This window comes from Mesorhizobium sp. M7A.F.Ca.CA.002.04.1.1 (genome assembly GCF_004022805.1).
Classification (GTDB): domain Bacteria; phylum Pseudomonadota; class Alphaproteobacteria; order Rhizobiales; family Rhizobiaceae; genus Mesorhizobium; species Mesorhizobium ciceri.
Genome location: NZ_RZPL01000448.1, coordinates 1 through 4,789 on the forward strand (window position 1 = coordinate 1; position 4,789 = coordinate 4,789).

General features: G+C 63.8%; 6 protein-coding genes. 1 reads left to right on the top strand and 5 read right to left on the bottom strand.

All coding sequences use genetic code 11. The annotated features are described in order from the left end of the window. Positions 1-69 precede the first annotated feature (69 nt). Entirely contained in the window at positions 70-327 is a 258-nt protein-coding gene (locus ENZ75_RS21315) for a M20/M25/M40 family metallo-hydrolase (protein ID WP_245481187.1), read from the top strand. Positions 328-351: 24 nt separating this feature from the next. Here the strand turns inward: ENZ75_RS21315 and ENZ75_RS21320 are convergent, their stop codons facing one another. The 5 genes from ENZ75_RS21320 to ENZ75_RS21340 all read right to left on the bottom strand — a co-directional run. Then, complete coding sequence (locus tag ENZ75_RS21320; protein WP_027162307.1) at positions 352-1,386, bottom strand: branched-chain amino acid ABC transporter permease; 1,035 nt, start codon at positions 1,384-1,386, stop codon at positions 352-354. Next, positions 1,383-2,258, bottom strand: coding sequence for a branched-chain amino acid ABC transporter permease (locus ENZ75_RS21325; protein ID WP_063170049.1), 876 nt, complete (start codon positions 2,256-2,258; stop codon positions 1,383-1,385). Before ENZ75_RS21325 ends, ENZ75_RS21320 begins: the two co-directional genes overlap by 4 nt. Positions 2,259-2,270: 12 nt before the next feature. Then, on the bottom strand, positions 2,271-2,984 hold the full coding sequence (locus ENZ75_RS21330) for an ABC transporter ATP-binding protein (protein WP_013530211.1): 714 nt from the start codon (positions 2,982-2,984) through the stop codon (positions 2,271-2,273). Continuing rightward, positions 2,981-3,718 carry an ATP-binding cassette domain-containing protein gene (locus tag ENZ75_RS21335; RefSeq protein WP_024504790.1) on the bottom strand — a complete coding sequence of 246 codons (738 nt, stop codon included), beginning with the start codon at positions 3,716-3,718 and terminating at the stop codon, positions 2,981-2,983. Before ENZ75_RS21335 ends, ENZ75_RS21330 begins: the two co-directional genes overlap by 4 nt. Before the next feature lie 3 nt (positions 3,719-3,721). Continuing rightward, positions 3,722-4,789: ABC transporter substrate-binding protein (locus ENZ75_RS21340; protein ID WP_128278292.1), on the bottom strand; the 1,068-nt coding region annotated here is incomplete at its 5' end.

Here is a 4,789-nt window from a genome sequence, read left to right on the forward strand (position 1 = left end):
TACCGATGCGTGGCTGCGCGACAACCCGCCTGCGATCCAATGGGAGCTCGGCGGGCTGCATTTCCGCCGATGAACACGCCGGTCGACCATCCGCTGGTGAGATCGCTGATGAAGCGCAAGGCCATGGTCGGCAAGGCGCCGCAGGCGCGTGGCTTCGTCGCCGTGTGCGATGCCGCGCACTATGCCGGCGCCGGCGTCGACGGTGTCATCTTCGGCCCGTCAGGCGACGGATTTCACGGTTCCGACGAGTATGTCGAAGTCGAATCGGTGGTCGAGACCGCCAAGGTGATCGCCGCTTCGGTCATCGACTGGTGCGGCATCCGCTGAGGCGGAGCCGCCAGTCCGAAACGGTCAGGCCGGGCGCTTCAGGCGTCCGGCGACGGCGCCCCATGAAGCCTTGATCATGCCGACCAGGCCGCTCGGGTAGGCCAGCATCACGCCGATGATCAGCACCGCCGTGATCATCGGCCGCCACGCGCCGAAATCGGCCATCCATTCGGCGAAGATCGTCAGCACGAAAGAGGCGATGATGGCGCCGTAAATAGTGCTGGTGCCGCCAAGCAGCACCATCGACAGGATGATGGTCGCAAGGCTCATGCCGAAGACGTCGATCGAGGCATTGCGCTGGTAGGCGGCGTAGAAGGCGCCGGCGATGCCGGTGAAGAAGGCGCTCGCGGCAAGCGTCAGCATGCGCTGGCGCACGATCGAGACGCCGCGGCTGATGGCGTATTCCTCATTGTCGCGCAAGGCGACGATGCTGGCCCCGGTGCGTGAGCGCACGAACACGCGCAGGAACAGGGTGCTCGCCACCAGCAGCGCCAGCGCGATGTAGAAATAGGCTGATTTGCCGTCACGGACCATGTTGTGGTCGAACACGTATAGCCCGGGAATGCGCACCAACCCTTGCGTGCCGCCGGTGATGGCGGACTGGCTGATGATTACTTGCATCACCAGCTGCGCGAAGCCGAAAGTGACCAGGATGATGTAGATGCCCTTCAGCCGCAGGATCGGGATGGTCACCAGGATCGCCGCCAGGGTGGCGATGACACCGCTGGCAAACAGCGCGATCCACGGGTCGAATTCGGCCAGCTTGGTGAGCAGGCTGTAGGCATAGACGCCGATGCCGAACAGCGCCAGATGGCCGAAATTGAAGACGCCGCCATAGCCGAGGCTGAGGTCCCAGTTCGAGGCGACGATCGCATAGATGAAGGCCATGATCAGAATGTGGCGGGCATAGGTGTCGCCGAAGATCAGCGGCAGCAGTGCCAGAAAGGCGAAGCCGAGCACGAAGCCGATGGCCTCCTGCTTCCACGGCGTGCGGCCGGGAGCGATCGGGGTTGCCGCCTCTGTGTGGCTAAGGGTGATCGGCGATGTCGTGTCGGTCATGCTAGGCCTCGGGAGCGGCTGGCAAAGATGCCCTCGGGGCGCACCATCAGGGTCAGGATCAGCACGCCGAACAGCAGCGCCGGCGTCCAGTACAGGCCGAAATAATAGCTGCAGGCGGCCTCGAAGAAGCCGATCAGATAGGCGGCGAAGATCGGTCCCGAGATGCTCGATATTCCGCCGAAGACGACGACGATCAGCGCCTTGAGCAGCGGGTCGCTGCCCATCACCGGCGACATGAAACGATAGCCGCCCATGAAGATGCCGGCGAGGCCTGCAAGCGACGCGGCAATGGCGAAGGCCAGCCCATAGAGCGCGGTGACGTTCAGCCCGACCAGATGGCTGGCATCTTCATTCTGCGCCACGGCGCGCAGCGCCAGCCCGAGCCGCGTGCGGTTGAGGAACATCCAAAGTGCGGCCAGGATCAGCGGCGTGATGACGATGATGGCGATCTGGTGCAGGGAGACGCCGACGCCGCCGATGGTGGTGTTGCCGGTGATCAGCGCCGGGATCTGCTTCGAGCGCGGTCCCCAGATGGTCAGCGCGCCGTTCTCGATCAGCGACCCGGCTGCCAGCGTGGTGATGACGACGACCAGCACGATGTTGGGTCGGCCGATCAGCGGCCGCACGACACTCGCCTGCAGGATCCAGCCGACGCCGGCCATGACGACGACGGCGATGGGAAAGGCGACCGCCGCCGGCAGGCCGAGTTCGACCAGCTGCCAGGCGATGTAGGCGCCCAGCATCATGAACACGCCATGGCTGAAATTGAACACGCCGATCGTCGTCCAGACCAGAGCCAGCCCGACCGCCATCATGGCGTAGAGCGAGCCCTGGAACAGGCCGCCGAACAGGATTTCCGCCAATGCGCTCATCTTCGGATTTTCCTAATGGCCAAAATACATCGACATGATCTCGCCGTGGTCGAGGCTTTCGCCCGGCTTGATCTCGGTCGCAACGGCGCCATGGTTGACGAGGTAGAGTTGCTGCGTCAGTTCCAGCAGGAATTCGATGTCCTGCTCGACGACGATGAGCGGTACGCCGCCGCGCGAAATGTCCATGACGGAGGCGCAGAGCTCGTCCTTGATCTTGGGCGCCAGCCCAAGCGTCGGCTCGTCGAGGATCAGCAGGCGCGGATGGCTCATCAGCGCCGTGCCGATCGACACCATCTGGCGCTCGCCGCCCGACAGCGTGCGCACGCGCTGGCGCCAGCGTTCCGCCAGTTTCGGGAACAGCTTGACCACCTTTTCGCGGTTTTCCGCCTCATGCGGCCGGGCCCGCGGCGAATAGGCGCCGAGCGCCATGCAGTCGGCGATCGAGAGATCGGGAAACAGCCGGTTGCCTTGCGGCACATGGATCAGGCCGGCGCCGACGATGGCGCGTGCGCTGTGGCCGACAATGTCTTGCCCGTCGAACAGGATGCGGCCGCTCTTCGGCTGCAGAAGCCCGGAGATAGCACGCAGCAGCGTCGTCTTGCCATGGCCGTTGGGGCCGAACAGGCCGACATTGCCGAAACGGCCGGCCTCCAGCGAGATATCGTGCAGCACGGTGACGCGGCCATAGCCGGCGGTGACGCCTTCGACGCTGAGAATGGGATTCACGCCGCCGACCTCCTCGTGCCGAGATAGGCCTCGATGACGTGCGGATCGGCGATCACGCCTGCCGGATCGCCGGCGGCCAGGACGCGGCCATTGTTGAGCACCAGCAGATGCTGCGAAAGGCTCATCAGGAAAGTCAGCACGTGCTCGATCAACAGGATGGTGATGCCGCGTTCGGCGGTGCGGCGGATCAGGCCGATCGACGTCTCGATCTCGGGTTTGGTCAGGCTCGATGCCGGCTCGTCGAGCAAGAGCATGCGTGGCTGCATGGCGATCGCCGTGGCAAGCATCAGGCATTTGCGCTCGAACACGGACAATTCGCCGGCAAGCCGGCCGAACGACTGGGATCCCAGGCCGACGAACTCCAGCGCCTCGGCGGCGGCATTGCGGGCCGTGGCCGCTGTCTTTTCCTGCTTGCCGTAGCTGGCGCCGATCAGCGCGTTCTCGAATACGGTCAGCCCGTCGAAGCTGGTCTCCCGCTGAAAGGTCCGGGCAAGGCCGAGGCGCGCGATGGCGTGTCCCGATTTGCCGTTTATGGCAATGCCGTCAAAGCGGATGTTGCCCCGGTCGGGCCCGAACGGGATGCCGGTGATGATGTTGAACAGCGTGCTCTTGCCGCTGCCGTTCGGGCCGGCGATACCGAAGATCTCGCCGGCCTCGACCTTGAACGACACGCCATCGACGGCCTTCAGCGAACCGAAGGCCTTCGACACGTCGTCCAGTTCAAGCAGGGCCATTCCCTACTTCATCCAGGGCTGGAGCTTGAAGGCGCCGGTGGCATATTTCTCAGGCGAGATCAGCGTGCGCTGGCCATCCCAGATCTGGAAGAAGGTGATCGGAATATAGTCGTCGCCCTGCGTGGCCAGGTGGGTGGCGGGATCGAATTTCAGCCGCCCTTCCGCGACCTGCTTGTCGGTCTCCGACAGCGCCTTCATGATCGCCGCATGGTCGGATGCGCCCCCGACCTTCTTGACCGCATCGAAATAGACATTGGTCATTTCGTAGAGGCCGACGCCGTAGGTGCCGCTCTCGACGCCGTATTTTGCCTTGAACTTGGCTGCCACCTCATCGGCGCGCGGGTTCTTCGGCGTCGTCAGCGCGCCGCCGAGCAGGTTGTAGATGATGCCATCCGATTTCTTGCCGGTCAGCTCGACGAATTCCGGAACGCTCGGCGCGTATTGCAGGAAGACGAGGCTCTTGGTCGGCTGCTCGAGGAACTGGTTGAGGAACGACGCCGAATTGCCCGGCAGATAGTCGGTGTTGATGACGACATCGGGAACGTTCTCGCGCACCTTGGCGAGGATCGAACGCCAGTCGGTCACTTCGCCGAAGGGTACGATCTCGTCGACGGTGATGGTCCAGCCCTTCTCCTTGAACGTCTTCTTCATGCCTTCGGAGATGGTCTTCGAATAGGCATTGTCGGACGAGATGATGGCGACCTTCTTGGTCGGCAGGGTGATCTTGCCGTCGGCCGCGAGCTTCTCGACGAACAGGGTGACGTCGGTGTTGTAGGCGTCGAAGGAAGGCGTCAGTGACCAGCAGCACATGTATTTGTCGGGGCTCGGCGCGATGATGTCCCTGGTCTGCTGCGAGGTGGCCGCCAGCATGTAGGGCATTTCCGCCTCGGCCATGTTGTCGATCTCGAAATTGGTCAGGCTGGCATAGCCGGTCAGCATGAAGTGTACGCCCGGATCGCCAAGCAGGCGTTCGACGGCGCTGGTGACGTTGCCGGCGGACTGATCCTTGACGTCGCCGACCACCAGTTCGAACGTATCCCCGGCAACGCCGCCGGCTGCGTTCGCTTCGTC